This is a genomic window from Nocardiopsis sp. B62, assembly GCF_018070675.1.
Lineage (GTDB): Bacteria > Actinomycetota > Actinomycetes > Streptosporangiales > Streptosporangiaceae > Nocardiopsis > Nocardiopsis prasina.
On the sequence record NZ_JAGPXK010000016.1, the window covers coordinates 1 to 15,085 of the forward strand.

Below are 15,085 nucleotides of genomic sequence, written 5' to 3' on the forward strand. Positions count from 1 at the left end.
GGGCGGGCGCCGCGCCCGCCCCCCACGGCTGTGCACAGAAGGGAGGGGCTTCCTACTCGACCGGCTCGTTGAGGATCGTGGTCAGCTGCTCGTTGGCGCCTTCCAGGACCTCCTCGGGGTCGCCGCCCCGAACGATGTCGAGCACGGCGCCGGGCAGGATCTTGTTGTCCAGGTCGGCGGCGTTCCAGCGCGGGGTGCTGGGGAAGAAGCGCGTGTTCTGCATGCTGGTGGCCGCGGCCGAGCGGGCGGGGTCGTTCTGGTACTCGTCCGCCTCGAGCAGCTCCGGGTAGGCCGGGAAGAAGCCCGCGACGTCGGCGTAGGCCTTGCCGCCCTCCTGGTCACCCAGGACGCCGAGCAGGTCGAAGGCCTCGTCCGGGTACGAGGTGAGACCGAAGACGGTCAGGGCCGAACCGCCCGCGAAGACCGGGGCGATGCCGTCGGCGCCGGGGATCGGGGCGGAGGCGATGTTGTCCAGGACCTCGGGGTCCTCGGCCTGCTCCTCCATGGAGCCCAGCGCCCAGCCGCCGTCGATGTACATGCCGAGCTGGCTGTTGGCGATGTCGGCCAGCGCGACCAGCTCGGTCTCACCGACGTAGCTCTGCGGGGAGATACCGTCCGTGGTGAGACCGGCGTAGAACTCGACGGCCTCGACGGTGGCGGGGTCGGTGAGCCTGCCGGTCCACTCCTCGCCGTCCTGCTCGGCGATCTCACCGCCGTTGCCCCAGATGAAGCTCGCGATGCCGTTGGTGAAGTCGGTGGGCGCGGCGAAACCGGGGACGTCGTACTCCTCCTCGATGGCCTCGGAGACCTCGATGAGCTCGTCCCAGGTCTCGGGGGCCTCGTGGCCGATCTCCTGGAGCCAGTCGGCGCGGTAGTACAGGGTGCGCACGCCGGAGAACCACGGGATGCCGTACTGGACGCCGTTGTAGGTGCCGTACTCCAGGGCCTCCTGGTCCATGTCGGCGGCGGGGGCCCACTCGTCGACGTGGCCGCCGATGTCGAGCAGCGCGCCCTGGGACGCCCAGTTGGAGACCTGGTCGTTGCCGACCTCGAGGACGTCGGGAGCGTCACCGCCCGCGATGGCGTTGGTGATCGACTCCTGGGCGTCGCCCCACGGGATGAACTCGACGTTGACGGAGGTGTCCGGGTACTGCTCCTGGAAACGACTCTCCGCCTCCTCGAAGTAGGCGACCAGCTCGTCCTGGGAGGTGCCCATGACCCACACGGTCAGGGAATCGGGGGTCTCGCCGGAAGAGTTGCCGTCGCCACTGCCGCAGGCGGCCGCGAGCATCACCACGGCCGAGGCCAGAGCGATCTTGGGGAACCTCATGTGAACGTATCTCCCTTCGCACGTCGCCGGGGCTCGGCGCCTGTGCTCGAAACGACCTGGGATCATGAACGGACCCGGGCGCCTCGACGTCTCTTATGGGGGGTGTGCTGGGACAGCACTGGTTGTGGCCGCCCCGCCGGCGCGGGTACCGGTGGCCCGAACACTGCCTCGGACCTGCCGGGACGTGACCTCCTGTGAGGTTGTCAGCTAAATTAACAGGAAACTTTCCTAATAAAAACAGGGTGAGGTGTCACGGTTATGTCTCAACGTCCGGGGACTCCCCGGCTGCTGCGCCAGCTCAACGATCGCGCGGCACTGGAACTCCTCTTGTCCGGCGGTCCGCTCACGAGGACCCAACTCGGAACGAGGACGGGCCTGTCCAAGGTGACTGCGTCCCAGCTTCTCTCCCGCCTGGAGGAACGCGACCTCGTCCGGGTCGTCGGCAGCCAGGCCGGGGGCAGGGGACCCAACGCGGCCCTCTACGCGGTCGTTCCGGAGAGCGCCTACGTGGCGGCCCTCGACGTCAGCGCGGGGCGGGTCACCGCCACGATCGCCGACATCACCGGCCGGATCATCAGTGACGTCACGGTCGACCCCAGTGCCTCCGACGACCCCGTCGCCCTGGTGCACACCGCGGTGATGAGGTTGGCCGAGACCGCGGAGGTCCCACTCGACAAGGTCCGCGCGTGTGTGATCGGCACTCCCGGCGTGGTCGATCCGCGCACCGGCGACATCCGCTTCTCCTTCGACCTCATGTCCTGGCACGAGGGGGTCCTGGAGGCCCTGCGCACCGACCTCAAGCGCTCGGTCATGCTGGAGAACGACGTGAACCTGGCCGCGCTGGCCGAGTACTCCGAGGGCGCGGCCGAGGGCGTGGACGAGTTCGTGCTGATCTGGCTCAGCGCGGCTGGCGGGGTCGGCATGTCCACGATGATCGACGGCCGCATCCTCCGGGGCCGCTCCGGAGGCGCGGGGGAGATCGGCTACCTGCCGGTGCCCGGCGCCCCCATGCCGGTCGACGTCGGTCTGTCCGGAGGGTACGACTCGCTTGCGGCCCAAGGCGACCGGGAGCTGCCGCACGGCTTCCAGGCGCTGGTCAAGGCCAAGCAGGTGGTCCAGCTCGCCGCCGAGCACGGTATCCCCGGTGACGACGTCACCGAGGTCGTGGCGGCCGCTTCGGGCAGCGACACTCCCGAGAGCGATGCCTTCCTCGACGCCTTCGCCGACAGGCTGGCCCGGGGCGTGGCGGCGGTGAGCGTGATCATCGACCCGGGGCTGGTGGTCCTGGGCGGCGACGTCGCCAAGGCGGGCGGCCCCAGGCTCGCCGAGCGGGTCCAGGCGGCCACCGCCCGGATAGCGCCCAACGTCACCGAGGTGGCCATGGGCACCGTCGAGGGCAGTCCGGTGGTGCGGGGCGCCCTCCTGCACGCTCTGGAGCGCGCCCGCGACGAGGTCTTCTCCTCCACGGTCTGAATCCCGTCACCCGTCCGCGCGCCCCGGCACCCTCACCCGCCGGGGCGCGCGGACGCGCCGCGCCAGCGGTGCCAGCCCCGGGAGCGACGGCCCCCGGGTGTCAGTCCTGGTCGGTGTCGGGCCCGAAGGAGTCGATCACCGCCTGGAACTCGTCCTGGTGGTCGCCACGGAGGTCCGCCGGGAAGTTGAAGCTGATCCGGTAGGCGATCCCCCGGTTGTCGTCGCTGATCTCGCGGGTGAACATCCACCGCTCCGGGGAGTCGCGTTCCTCGTGGCGGAACAGCACCTCGTAGACGGCGCTCCGGACGCCGGCCCCCAGCTCCTCGGTCTCCAACCGCTGCTGTCGGACGTCGCTGAACTCCTCGTCCTCCTGGAGCAGCTCCTCCATCCGCACCATGGAGCCCTCGGCGTCGCGGACCAGGAAGTCGTATTCGGTGGCGATGACCGTGGCGGTCGCGTCCTCCTCCCCGATCTCCAGCTCGTAGGACGAGAGGCGGGTGGCCGACTCGCCGCCGCCCTGGAAGTCCCCGTCGCGCACCACCCAGTCCTGCGGCATGACGAGTTCGACCACGCCGTCGCTGAGGCGGGCGAAACCCTCGGGAGCGTCGTCGGAGAGGTGGTCGGGGGCGTCGTCGGACGCGGAGTCCGAGGGGGCGTCGCTCGGTTCGGGTGCCGGTTCCTCCGGGGACGCGCTCCCCGCCTCGGGGCCGTACCCGTCGTTCAGCAGAGCCGGGAGGGTGAGAACACCCATCACCAGCAGGGCCGCGAGCGCGGCGGCGCCGATCCACAGCGGAGCACGGGAACGCCGTGGGCGGGCCACCGGGGGAGTCGGAGACGGAACTGGCGGCGCCTGGCGCACGGGGGGCGTATGGGGGCCGGAAGCGTGCGAGTCGAGCAGCGCCAACGCCCGCTCCGGGAGCAGTCGTCGCCGGGGGTCCCGCACCAACAGCCCGTTCACCACGGCGGCCAGCGGGCCACGGGCGGGCACCTGCGGGACGGGCTGCGTGAGCACCGCGGTGAGGGTCGAGGTGAGCGTGTCCCGCTTGAACGGGGAATCCCCGGCCAGCGCCGCGAACAGGGTGGCGCCCAGGCTCCACAGGTCCGAGACCGCGCTGGTCTCGTCGTCCTCCAGCCGTTCGGGGGCCGCGTAGGCGGCCGTGCCGAGGATCGTCCCGGTACCGGTCAGCGCCGTGCCCTCGTGGTCGGGCAGGTTGGCGATGCCGAAGTCGGTCAGGACTGGTCGGGCGCCGCCCTCGCTCAGCATGATGTTGGCGGGCTTGACGTCGCGGTGGATCACCCCGGCCCGGTGGGCGGCCCACAGGGCGCCCAGCAGGGGACGGGCGATCCGCTCGACCTCCGCCTCGGGCAGGGGACCCGCGCGCCTGAGCCGCTCCCGCAGCGACTCACCGTCCAGCAGCTCCATGACGATGTAGGTGACCCCGCCCTCGTCCAGGACGTCGTGCACGGTCACCACCGAGGGGTGGGAGACACGAGCCGCCGCCTGGGCCTCGCGCACCATCCGGGCGCGGGCGCGTTCACGCTCACGCGGGGGCATGTCGTGGGGGAGGTGGACCTCCTTGACCGCGACCTCCCGGTTCAGCCCGGTGTCGTGGGCGCGCCACACCGTGCCCATGGCCCCGCTGCCCAGTTCCCCCAGGAACGTGTAACGACCGACCGACCCGCGCGGGGAGGGTTGGTTGAGGTTCGCGGTGGGGCCCGAGGGGTCCGGGGGATCGGTGGGGTGCATGGACCCATTCTCTCAAAACCGCGAAGCGGGACGAATACGAAGGGTGCCGTCCCGGGGGCGGTCGCGGACCCGCCGCCCGTCAGCCGTCCCCGAGCGGCCGCACCATCGCGATCCTGGGGCGGACCGTGATCCCCGCCCGCTCCTCGGCCTGCCACTGTCGCTCCAGATCGGGACCCCACCCGGCCCGTGGCAGCTCCTCGAAGCCCCGGCGCTCGTACCAGGGGCCGTTCCAGGGCAGGTCCCGGAAGGTGGTGAGGGTGACCCGTGTGTGCCCGTCCTCCCGCGCGCGGGTGCAGACGGTCTCCAGGAGCGCCCCTCCGATCCCGCGCCGACCGTGGTCGGGGTGGACGGCGAGCTGTTCGAGGTGGACGGCGTCGTCCAGGGTGACCGTGGCGGCCAGGCCACACACGCCCTGGTCGGTGACGGCCACCAGGACCCGCTCCACGTGGTCGAGCATCTCCCTGGGGTCGTCCGGCGGGAGGTCGAGCCCGGCCTCGGCGAACAGTGTGTCCGCTGCCAGGGAGACCTCCACCAGGGCGTCGGTGTCCTCGGGTCCCATGGGACGGATGACGAGTGGCAAGGCCACCTCCTGCGTGCGGGTTCGAGCGATCGAGGTGATCCTCGCGCATCACCCGACGCTTCGGCCAGTGGATTCCTCCGGGCTCACCGCCGCAGCCGCAGCCCCTTCGGAGTGACGTGGAACCCGGCCGAGACCAGGGCCGTGTCCACCGGGGTGCCGAACACCTCCGCGCCGTCCGCGCGTTCCACCGTCAATGACTCCACCGCGCCCGAGAGCACCAGATCCGCCACCCTGCGAGCAGCCCGCTCCAGCAGCGCCGGGGTGGAACCGAAGGTCAGAACCGACCGGCCGCCCCGGCCCACGAACAGGGTCAGCCGACCGCCGTCCAGAACCACCAGCGCGCCCGCCACCCGGCCCGGCCGGTGGGACGCCTCCACACCCGCCGAACCCGCGGGCCAGGACAACGCGGCGCCGAACGGGTTGGCGGGGTCCGTGGCGGCCAGCACCACGGGCGGCGTCGGTCCGCCGGGCTCCTCACCGGACAGCGCCCGCAGCCGGTCCACCGCGCCGGGCAGCGCGAACTGCGCACCGCCCAACCCCTCCACGAAGTAGCCCCGGCGTACCCGACCCGCCTCCTCCATGGAGCGCAGCACCCGGTACTCGTCCGAGGAGATGCCCCGACCCTGCTGTCCCTTGAGCAGGATCCCGTCGCGTTCGAGCCGCGCCTCCACCCGAGCCAGCGTGCGGCGGGTCGGGTCCGGGTCGGGCGCCGGCAGGGCCGACCAGCGACCCGCCGCCGTGGGAGGACCGGACCGCGTGGGCATGACCGGGCGTCGCCTGGCCCGGGAGGAGCCGCGCCGCGTGACGGGGCCCGCCCCCAGCACGGCACGCAGCGGGGCCAGGGTGTCGTTGGTGACGCACCCCGCCCACACCAGCCGCCACACGGCCGCCACCAGGTCCGCGTCGGAGACCACCGCCCCGCCCAGAGCGCGGGCGACACGGTGGGACACGTCCCGGAAGAACAGCGCCCCGCCCTCCCGCAGCACATCCAGGACGGTCTCGGCGAGCGAGCCCTCCTCCGGCGGGACGGGATCGGGCAGCAGCAGTGGCGCCTCGTCCGCCGGGACCAGCGTCAACCAGCCGTCCTCACCCGGCAGCGCCCCGGTCCCCGCCCACACGACCTCCCCGGCCTGGGTGAGCGAGTCCAGGGCCACGGGGGCGTAACCCTCCACCCGGGCGGCCAGCACCGTCGACTCCAGGGACGAGGCCACCAACGGGGCACCGCGCAGCGACTCCACCGCCTCGAACACCGCGTCGGGTCCCCGCAGCCGCGCGTCGGGAACCGCCCGCTGCCACAGCGGCGCGAACCGGGCCAGCGCCCCGGGCTCGACCGGCTCGACCTCCCTGCGCAACCGGGCGACCGAACCCCGTCGCAGACGGCGCAGCACGTCGTCGTCGCACCACTCGGTACCGCTGCCTCCGGGCCGGAACCCGCCCCGGGCCACCCTGCCGCGCCCGGACAGCTCCCGCAGGGCGCCCTCCACCACCTCACGGCCCAGTCCCAGCCGCCCGGCCGCCTGCGCCGAGGTGAACGGCGCGTGCGTGCGCGCGTACCGCGACACCAGGTCCACCACCGGCTCCGCCACCGGTTCCAGGAACACCTCCGGGACCCCGGGCGGGGGCACGGCTCCCAGGGCGTCGCGGAGCCGGGCCGTGTCCTCCACCGCGCACCACCGCTCGGCCCCGGCCACCCGCATCCGCACCACGCGACCGGCGCCCTCCAACTCGGCCAGCCACTCCCGCAGCGCACCCCGCTCGTCCGCCTCGGCGGTGGTCAGCGGCCCCACCTCCCGCAACAGGTCGGCCGCACCCTCCAGGTCCCGCACCGGTGCGGCGGTCCGCTGCAACAGGGCGTCGGTCTGCTCCACCACCTCCGGGTCCAGCAGCTCCCGCAGGTCCGCGCTGCCCAGCAGGTCCGCCAACAGCGACGCGTCCAGGGTGAGCGCCTGCGCGCGCAACTCGGCGGCGGGGGCGTCACCCTCGTACAGGAACGCCGCCGTGTACTCCATCAGCAGTGACCGGGCGAAGGGCGAGGCCTGCGGGGTCTCCACCTCCACCACCCTCATCCGACGCGCCCGGACGTCAGTGAGCACCTCCGCCAGCGCGGGCACGTCGAACACGTCCCGCAGACACTCGCGCACCGTCTCCAACACGATCGGGAACGACCCGTAGCGGCCCGCCACCGACAACAGGTGCTGGGCCCGCAACCGCTGCTGCCACAACGGCATCCGCCGGTCCGGGCGCTGCCGTGGCAACAGCAGCGCCCGCGCGGCGCACTCACGGAACCGGGACGCGAACAGCGCCGACCCGGTGAGCTCGTCGGTGACCACGGCCTCCACGGTCTCCGGGTCCAACGACACCAGGTCGGCCAGCTCACCCGCCCGCAGGATGCCGCCCGACTCCACGTCCGGCAGCCGCAGCACGATCCCGTCGTCACCGTGCACCACCTGGGCGTCCGTCCCGAACCGTTCCCGGGCCCGCCCGGCGATCGCCAGCGCCCACGGCGCGTGCACCCGGGCCCCCAGCGGTGAGTGCACCACCGCCCTCCAGTCGCCCACCTGGTCGCGGAAGCGCTCGATCACCACTGTTCGGTCGTCCGGCACGCTGCCGGTCGCCTCACGTTGGTCGGCCACGTACTCCACGAGGTTGTCGGCGGCCCAGTTGTCCAGCCCGGCGGCCGTGGCCAACTCACGCCCCGCCACCTGGTCGCGTTCGGCCAGTGCACGGGTCATCGCGCCCACCGCACGGCCCAGTTCGGCCGGGCGTCCGAGCGCGTCCGCCTTCCAGAACGGCATCCGGCCCGGCCGTCCGGGGGCGGGGGAGACCATCACGCGGTCGGCGGTGATCGCCTCGATCCGCCACGAGGTCGAGCCCAGCACGAACACGTCGCCCACCCGCGACTCGTACACCATCTCCTCGTCCAGCTCACCGACTCGGGTCGGTGCCCTGCTCGTCGACTCCGAGGCCAGGTGCACCCCGTACATGCCCCGGTCGGGGATGGTGCCGCCGCTGATCACCGCCAGCCGCTGGGCGCCCGGCCGCGACCGCAGCACGTCCTCGCCTCGGTCCCACACCAGGCGTGGCCGCAGCTCGGCGAACTCGTCCGAGGGGTAGCGGCCGGACAGCATGTCCAGCACCGACTCCAGCACCGCGTCGCTCAGGTCCGCGAAGGGCGCCGCGCGTCGCACCAGTGCGGCGAGCCCGGGCACCGTCCAGTCGTCCATCGCCACCATGGCCACGACCTGCTGCGACAACACGTCCAGGGGGTCGCGCGGCATCTCCAGCCGTTCGATCCCGCCCGCGCGCATGCGTTCGGTCACCACGGTGGTCGCCAGCAGGTCGCCCCGGTACTGCGGAAGGAACACCCCGCGGGAGGTCTCACCCACCTGGTGGCCCGCGCGGCCGACCCGCTGGAGGCCACTGGCCACCGACGGGGGAGCGGCCACCTGCACCACCAGGTCCACCGCCCCCATGTCCACCCCGAGTTCGAGGCTGGAGGTGGCCACCACACACCGCAGCCGCCCCGCCTTGAGGTCGTCCTCGATGAGCTCCCGCTCGGCCTTGGACACGGACCCGTGGTGGGCGCGCGCGATCACCGGGTCACCGCCCCGGCTCTGCTCGGACTGGCCGATCACCTGCGCGGCCACCTCCTCGTCGGGGAGGCCGCCGTCGACGCGTTCGGCGTGGAGGTCGTTGAGCCGGGCGCACAGCTTCTCGGCGGTGCGACGGCCGTTGGTGAACACGATGGTGGAGCGGTTGGCCTCGACCAGATCCAGCACCCGGCGCTCCATGTGCGGCCAGACCGAGCCCCGGCTCATGGTGTTGCCCGCGCGCGGGTCCGGGGGCAGGCCCTCGGCCGTGGCGGCCGGGCTCCCGGGTTCGTCGAGGTCGGGTACGGACGCCTCCACGCGCAGGTCCATGCGGGGGGTGTCCGGCGGCGCCACGATCACGGCGCCACCGGTTCCGGCGGATCCCCCACCGGTTCCGGCGGATCCCCCACCGGTGCCGCTCAGGTAGGCGGCGACGGTCTCCCGCGGACGCACCGTGGCGGACAGGCCGATCCGCTGGGCCGGGCGGTCCACCAGGGCGGACAGGCGCTCCAGGCTCAGCGCCAGGTGGGCGCCGCGCTTGGTCCCGGCCAGGGCGTGCACCTCGTCCACGATGACCGTCTCCACCCCGGAGAGGCCCTCACGGGCCCTGGAGGTCAGGACGAGGAAGAGGGACTCGGGCGTGGTGATGAGGACGTCCGGGGGGTGGGTCGCCATCCGGCGCCGCTCCTGGGCGGGGGTGTCGCCGGTGCGCACCCCCACGGTGACCGGTGACAGGACCTCCCCACCGCCCTCGGCGGCCGCGGCGATCCCCGCGAGCGGCTGGCGGAGGTTGCGCTCCACGTCCACAGCCAGCGCCTTGAGCGGCGACACGTACAGGACCCGGCAGCGCTTCGAGCGATCCGTCGGCACCGGGGCGTGGGTGAGCCGGTCCAGGGACCACAGGAAGGCCGACAGCGTCTTGCCCGACCCGGTCGGCGCCACCACCAGCGTGTCCCTGCCGGAGGCGACCGTCCGCCAGGCCTCGGTCTGTGCGGCCGTGGGCCCGTCCGGGAAGGCCCGACCGAACCAGGCCCGGGTCGCCGTGCCGAAGGGTGCCAGGGGATCGGTCGCTCCGCTCATCGCACCAGTCTGCCCAAGGGGTCCGACAGATCGCCGCAGGACACCCGGGACCGCGGACCGGCGGAACTCGTCCTGTGGACGAGGCCCAGCGGCTCCCTCCGGTCACCCATACTGGGGCCGATGAGACTCACTGTTTTCTGGCACAACATGCACGCCCAGTTCGGCGAGGCCTACGCGGACAGCCTGGCCAAGGACTACGTCATCGAGAAGCTCGGCTCCCGCACGGTCAACCAGGCGCTGGCCGACGGGACCTCGGCCAAGGAGGTGTGGCGGGCCGTGTGTGACGCGTTCGACCTTCCCGCCTCCGTCCGCTGAGCCGACCTTCCCCAAGCACACGTAAAAACCGGGACGCCAGGGGTTCGTACCGGATTTCGAACATGAGTTCGGGTACTCTGGGTTCTCGGTGGGCGGACGTCGAGCGTCGCGATTGTCGTAGCGACCGCGTAGCGTCATGCGCATCATGAAGAAAAAGGCATCAACCCAACAGGGGAATCCCGTGGCATCTGGAGACCGAGACAAGGCTCTCGAAACAGCGCTCGCGCAGATCGAGCGGCAGTTCGGCAAGGGCTCCGTCATGCGGCTGGGGGACGACGACCGTCCGCCGATCGAGGCGATCCCCACCGGCGCCATCGCGCTGGACGTCGCCCTGGGCATCGGAGGCCTGCCCAAGGGCCGGGTCGTCGAGATCTACGGCCCCGAGTCCAGCGGTAAGACCACCGTCGCCCTGCACGCGGTGGCCAGCGCCCAGAAGATGGGCGGCATCGCCGCCTTCGTCGACGCCGAGCACGCGCTCGACCCCGAGTACGCCAAGAAGATCGGCGTCGACACCGACAACCTCCTCCTGTCGCAGCCGGACACCGGTGAGCAGGCGCTGGAGATCGTCGACATGCTCATCCGCTCCGGCGCCGTCTCGATCATCGTGATCGACTCCGTGGCGGCCCTGGTGCCCCGCGCCGAGATCGAGGGCGAGATGGGCGACAGCCACGTCGGCCTCCAGGCCCGGCTCATGTCCCAGGCGCTGCGCAAGATCGCCGGTGCCCTGCACACCACCGGCACCACCGCGATCTTCATCAACCAGCTCCGCGAGAAGGTCGGCGTCATGTTCGGCTCGCCGGAGACCACCACCGGTGGCAAGGCGCTGAAGTTCTACGCCTCGGTCCGCCTGGACGTGCGCCGCATCGAGACGCTCAAGGACGGCACCGACGCGGTCGGCAACCGCACCCGCGTCAAGGTCGTCAAGAACAAGGTCGCTCCGCCCTTCAAGCAGGCGGAGTTCGACATCCTCTACGGTGTCGGCGTCTCCCGCGAGGGCAGCCTCATCGACCTGGGCGTCGAGCACGCCATCGTGCGCAAGTCCGGCGCCTGGTACACCTACGACGGCACCCAGCTCGGGCAGGGCAAGGAGAACGCCCGCAACTTCCTGCGCGAGAACGTGGACGTGGCCAAGGAGATCGAGAAGAAGATCAAGGAGAAGCTGGGCATCCCCGGACAGGGTGACGACAGCGCCTCCAGCGCGTCCAGCCCCGCCGAGCCCAAGGCCGACCCGGTCAAGGCCGAGGAGCCCAAGGCCCCGGCCAAGCGCGTCGCGGCCAAGACCACCAAGGCCGCCGCCCCGGATGCGTGAGCGGCGCCGGTCACCCGACCGCACCGGACCGGCCGAGGCCGATCCGGTGAGCGCCGACGAGGAGACCGCTCCGGGCGGGCAGCCCGGAGCGGACCTCGAGAACAAGGCCAGGAACCTGGTCCTGCGGATGCTCACCCACTCCCCGCGCACCCGCGCCCAGCTGGAGCGCTCCCTGCACCGCAGGGAGTACCCGGACGAGGTGGTGGAGGGGGTCCTCAACGGCCTCGATGAGGCCGGACTGATCGACGACGCCGCCTTCGCCCAGGCCTGGGTCACCTCCCGGCAGTACGGCAGGCACCTGTCCCGCCGTGCCCTGACCCAGGAGCTGCGCACCCGGGGGGTGGAGGAGGAGACCGTCCGTGAGGCGGTCGCCGAGGTCAGTGACGAGGACGAGCAGGAGGCCGCCCGCGTGCTGGCCCGCAAGAGCCTGCGCGGGAGCCGAAGCAGGGAGAAGGAGGCCCGCATCCGCCGTGCCCTGGGCGTCCTGGCACGCAAGGGCTACCCGGGGGGCCTGTCCTACCGCATCGTCCGCGAGGAGATGGAACAGGAAGGCCTGGAGGCCGACCCGGACCACCCCGACCTCTAGCGCCCACTCAGCCAACCCCGCCCCACCCGGGCCGCAGGCGGGCCGGGGCCGCTTCGGCCCCGGGCGCCGTGCACGCACGCGGATGCTAGCTTCCTCTTCTGTGACGGAACACCAGGAAGAGACCAGGGCCGCCTACGACGGGGTCGTCGAGCTGTACGCGTCGATGTTCGCGGGACGGTTGGAGACACAGCCGTTCTCGCGGAACATGATCGGCACCTTCGCCGAACTGGTGCGCGGGACGGGGAACCCGCTGGCGGCCGACGTCGGGTGTGGGCCCGGACACCTGACGGCCATGCTGCGCGAACTGGGTCTGGACGCCTTCGGGCTGGACCTCTCCTCCGCCATGGTCGACCACGCACGGCGGACGTACCCGTCCCTGCGGTTCGAGCGGGCGCGGATGGAGACCCTACCGGTCGAGGACGGCGCGCTCGGCGGTGTGCTGGCCCACTACTCCGTGATCCACACCCCGCCCGGGGAACTGCCGGCGCTCCTGGACGAGCAGGTGCGGGTCCTGGCGCCCGGGGGGCTGCTCCTGGTCTCGTTCTTCGCCACCGACGGACCCGAGCCGGTTCGCTTCGACCACAAGGTGACCCCCGCCCACAGCTGGCCTGTGGAACGGTTCGCCGAACTGCTGGCCGAGGCTGGTCTCACCGTGGTCGCCCGGCTCATCCATGATCCGGCCTCCGAGCGGGGCTTCCTTGACGCCCACCTGTTGGCCCGCCTCGACCGGTGATCGCCGAAGTGACCGTGTGCGCACGGCTCCCTGACGGGCCCCACCCCGGCAGGGCGGCGGCGAACACCCCGCGGGTCTGATCAGGCCCGACCAGGCACTCCCGCACCCGGTCGAGTTCCTCGGGGGCTCAGGACGGCTCCGTGTGCTCCCTGACCACGGGCTCACCGGTCCCTGCGGTCACACCGGCCTCCGGGGTCACCTCGGGAAGCTGCTCCGCGACGGGGATGTCGACCTCCGGTTCCTCTGCGCGCGGTTCGGGGGGATCGGTGGTGAGTTCCAGCGGGGCCACGTCCGGCGCGAAACCGAACACTCCCGCGTAGAAGGCCAGCTCCGCCTCCAGGGAGCGCACGCGCGCGGCCTCGGACCGGAATCCGTGCGCCTCACCCTCGAACTCCAGCAGCGCGTGGGGCACCTGGCGCCTGCTCAGCCCAGCGGCCATGCGGCTCGCCTGGTCCGGGGTGACCACCTTGTCCTCCAACCCCTGGAGCAGGAGGACGGGGACCCCGATCTCACTGATCCGGTTGATCGGCGACCGCTCCCGGTAGGTCTCCACGAACCCCGGCAGGGTCCCGACCAGCGTGTCCGTGAAACGTGACTCGAAGTCGTGGGTGGTCTTGACCAGGCCCAGCAGGTCCGCGACACCGAAGTACGACACCCCGCAGGCGAAGGTGTCACCGGTCAGGGCGAGCAGGGCGGTGAGGCCGCCCGCGCTCGGGCCCCGGATCGCCAGGCGCTCGGGGTCGGCCAGGCCACGATCCACCAGGGCCCGAGCGGCCGCGGTGCAGTCCTCGACGTCCACCGCGCCCCACTGCTTGTGCAGGCGCTTGCGGTAAGAGCGCCCGTAGCCCGTGGAACCGCCGTAGTCCACGTCCACGATGCCGATCCCACGGCTGGTGAAGTAGGCCTTGACCAGGTCCAACGAGCGCGTGGCCTGCCCCACCGGCCCGCCGTGCGCCCACACCACGTAGGGCGCTGGCCCGTCCGAGGAGACCTCGGGGTTGGTGGGCGGGTACACGTTGGCGTGCACCGTCGCCCCGTAGCGGCCGGGCAGCGTCTCCTGGCGGGGGACGGGAAGGTAGGCGGGGTCGACGGGTTCCTCGGCGCCGCGCACCAGCACCTCGACGGTACGGCGGTCCGGGTCGAGCCGCACCAGGCACCCGGCTGTGTCCGCGGAGGCCGCGATGGCCACCACGCTGGTGCCGTCCGAGTCCAGGTGCGACCACGAGGTCAGCTCGGTGGTGACCGGCTCCAGGTCCAGGGTGTCGGGGTCGTACACGCTCGGCCGCATCGCGGTGTCGCCGTGCAGGGTCACGATCCGTCCGTCGTCCAGCAGGCGGAAACAGCGGTCGCCCAGACGCCACGGCGGGGAGTGGAACTCCTCCTCGGCCGGGTACAGGGCGATGGCCTGTCCCTTCAGCCCGGCCTGGTACAGGTTCCAGAAGCCGGGCCAGTCCGAGGCCAGGTACAGCGTGGAGTCGTCAGACCAGACGGGGGCGAGCACGGACTCGTCCACCCCGCCCTTGAGCGTGTACTCGCCGATCAGCCCGTCCTCGGTGAGGTCGCCCACCCGCAGCTCCGTGCCGTCCCAGGGCATCCTCGGGTGGTTCCACCGCACGTAGGCCAGATGGGTGCCGTCCGGCGAGACCGTGGGGGAGGCGTAGAAGTGCGCTCCGGAGACCAGCTCGCGGATCGCGGACGGGTCGTGGGCGCCCCGGCCCGAGAGCGGAACCGTCACGATGGAACGGCGCACGGTGCCGTCGACGTGCTGTTCCCGCACGCACAGGAGCTGTTTGCCGTCGGCGCCCAGCGCCGGGTCGGCGTACCGCAGAGCCCCGGGGGAGGCGGGTTCGGGGGTCAGCGGGACGGGGTCCTTGGCCCCGCGTTCGAGCAGGTAGAGCCGCTGGTCCTCGGAGTTGGCGAAGACCACGCCCACACGGGCGATGGCCTTGTCGTCACGGCGGGGGACGGGGAGATGGGAACGGCCGCCGTACTCGTGCACCCGCGTGCCCACGTTCCACGGTGCGGGCAGCAGATCGCGCACGGTGCCGTCCGCGTCACGGCGCACGAGCGTGGTGCGGCCTTCCTCGGCTGGTCGGTACTCCTCCCACCAGACCTCGTCGCCCAGGACGGAGGGATACGCCATCTGGCGCACTCCTCGGGCGACGTCACCGGCACTGATGGGTGATGGCCAGGAGCCGTGGGGGCTCGACAGTTCAGACATGTCCCGCTCAGGAAGGGTCGTGGGTGTGATCAGATGACATGTCGACCTTAGTGCTCCATGGCCTTCGTGTGCAGTCCCGAAGGGCCCGCCTGTGGACAGACGGCGCCGCCGCCACACGGGC

The 15,085-nt window shown here is 72.2% G+C and carries 10 protein-coding genes; 5 read left to right on the top strand and 5 right to left on the bottom strand.

Features of this window, described 5'->3' with window-relative positions; all coding sequences use genetic code 11:
* Window positions 1–52: 52 nt before the first annotated feature.
* Window positions 53–1,330 (bottom strand): extracellular solute-binding protein, encoded by a 1,278-nt coding sequence (locus tag KBX21_RS17390; protein WP_049571644.1) that lies wholly within the window; start codon window positions 1,328–1,330, stop codon window positions 53–55.
* 258 nt (window positions 1,331–1,588) lie between these two features.
* Here KBX21_RS17390 and KBX21_RS17395 point away from each other — a divergent pair, with 258 nt between their 5' ends.
* Window positions 1,589–2,803, top strand: coding sequence for an ROK family transcriptional regulator (locus KBX21_RS17395; protein ID WP_049571646.1), 1,215 nt, complete (start codon window positions 1,589–1,591; stop codon window positions 2,801–2,803).
* 100 nt (window positions 2,804–2,903) lie between these two features.
* On the opposite strand, the gene KBX21_RS17400 is transcribed toward KBX21_RS17395, so the two are convergent.
* From KBX21_RS17400 to KBX21_RS17410, 3 genes are all read right to left on the bottom strand, one after another.
* On the bottom strand, window positions 2,904–4,550 hold the full coding sequence (locus KBX21_RS17400; RefSeq protein WP_210842539.1) for a serine/threonine-protein kinase: 1,647 nt from the start codon (window positions 4,548–4,550) through the stop codon (window positions 2,904–2,906).
* A gap of 79 nt (window positions 4,551–4,629) precedes the next feature.
* Window positions 4,630–5,109 carry a GNAT family N-acetyltransferase gene (locus KBX21_RS17405; RefSeq protein WP_210842579.1) on the bottom strand — a complete coding sequence of 160 codons (480 nt, stop codon included), beginning with the start codon at window positions 5,107–5,109 and terminating at the stop codon, window positions 4,630–4,632.
* Between the two features lie 104 nt (window positions 5,110–5,213).
* Window positions 5,214–9,800 carry an ATP-dependent helicase gene (locus KBX21_RS17410; protein WP_210842540.1) on the bottom strand — a complete coding sequence of 1,529 codons (4,587 nt, stop codon included), beginning with the start codon at window positions 9,798–9,800 and terminating at the stop codon, window positions 5,214–5,216.
* 120 nt (window positions 9,801–9,920) lie between these two features.
* On the opposite strand from KBX21_RS17410, the gene KBX21_RS17415 reads away from it, so the two are divergent.
* The 4 genes from KBX21_RS17415 to KBX21_RS17430 all read left to right on the top strand — a co-directional run bounded on the left by KBX21_RS17415 (window position 9,921) and on the right by KBX21_RS17430 (window position 12,743).
* A complete protein-coding gene (locus KBX21_RS17415) occupies window positions 9,921–10,115 on the top strand; it encodes a DUF3046 domain-containing protein (protein WP_026129574.1) in 195 nt (64 codons plus the stop codon).
* A gap of 181 nt (window positions 10,116–10,296) precedes the next feature.
* Window positions 10,297–11,424, top strand: a complete 1,128-nt coding sequence (gene recA, locus KBX21_RS17420) for a recombinase RecA (RefSeq protein ID WP_049571657.1) — start codon at window positions 10,297–10,299, stop codon at window positions 11,422–11,424.
* The gene (locus KBX21_RS17425; RefSeq protein WP_049571660.1) at window positions 11,417–12,010 is read left to right on the top strand and encodes a regulatory protein RecX; all 594 of its coding nucleotides are present in this window, start codon (window positions 11,417–11,419) and stop codon (window positions 12,008–12,010) included. Before recA ends, KBX21_RS17425 begins: the two co-directional genes overlap by 8 nt.
* Before the next feature lie 100 nt (window positions 12,011–12,110).
* Entirely contained in the window at window positions 12,111–12,743 is a 633-nt protein-coding gene (locus KBX21_RS17430) for a class I SAM-dependent methyltransferase (protein ID WP_210842541.1), read from the top strand.
* 127 nt (window positions 12,744–12,870) lie between these two features.
* Here KBX21_RS17430 and KBX21_RS17435 read toward each other — a convergent pair whose 3' ends face one another.
* Window positions 12,871–14,964: a prolyl oligopeptidase family serine peptidase gene (locus tag KBX21_RS17435; protein WP_210842542.1), complete on the bottom strand. Its 2,094-nt coding sequence runs from the start codon at window positions 14,962–14,964 to the stop codon at window positions 12,871–12,873.
* Window positions 14,965–15,085 lie beyond the last annotated feature (121 nt).